At 79.2% G+C, this 769-nt stretch carries 2 protein-coding genes; one reads left to right on the plus strand and one right to left on the minus strand.

The genetic code is table 11. The annotated features are described in order from the left end of the window. A partial coding sequence (locus FB00_RS22535; protein ID WP_047234816.1) for a hypothetical protein occupies positions 1-328 on the plus strand: 328 nt, incomplete at its 5' end. Between the two features lie 64 nt (positions 329-392). On the opposite strand, the gene FB00_RS22540 is transcribed toward FB00_RS22535, so the two are convergent. Further along, positions 393-769: hypothetical protein (locus tag FB00_RS22540; protein WP_197088875.1), on the minus strand; the 377-nt coding region annotated here is incomplete at its 5' end.

Here is a 769-nt window from a genome sequence, read left to right on the forward strand (position 1 = left end):
GCGCGCCATCTTCCGCCAGGCCTACGCCTACGGCGCGGGCGACCGGCTCCTGCAGCACCGCTACGCCGACGTCGCCGCCGCCTTCACCACCGGTGCCGCGACACCGGGGCCGGGCCCCGCGGACCCGGGACCGCAGGTCGCCCGTGCCGGTGCTCTCTCGGTCGTCCGTGGCGTGGCGCGCACGGTCCGCAACAAGCTGTCGCGCGGCCGGGCCGGTCTCGCCGAGACGGTCTGGCGCGTGGGCGAGCAGGCCGGCTACCGGTGGGGCCGTGTCGACCCCGCCGCACCGCGGGTCCCGGTCCCCGCCGTACTCCCACCACCGGTCTGAGCGGCGCCACCGAACCGTCCTGAGCGAAGCCCGCCGTACCGGCCCGAGCGCACCTCGGCCCGGGCTACGACGGGTCGGGCAGGACCGGGGGCACGGGGACGCGCGCGACGGTCGGGTCGGTCCGCGCGAACCGGAAGCCCAGGTCGTGCCCGACGCGCTGCACCCGGTCGGCGAGGTCCCTCCGGCTCCGGACCCGCACGACCTTGCCGAGCACGCGCCGCGCCGAGCCGATCGCCCGCGCGGCGCGCCCGGCCGTGGCCTCCGCACCGGCGGCGGGCCGCTGCTCCGGCACCGGCGCCGCCGCCCCGGACGGCTGGTCCTCGCGGCGCTGGTACGCGGCGACGACGTCGGCGTACCGGTGGCGCAGGAGCCGGTCGCCCGCGCCGTAGGCGTAGGCCTGGCGGAAGATGGCGCGCAGCCCGTCGCGCTTGCGCACGTGCA

Origin of the sequence: Cellulosimicrobium funkei, assembly GCF_001019615.1 — a bacterium.
Lineage (GTDB): Bacteria > Actinomycetota > Actinomycetes > Actinomycetales > Cellulomonadaceae > Cellulosimicrobium > Cellulosimicrobium cellulans_E.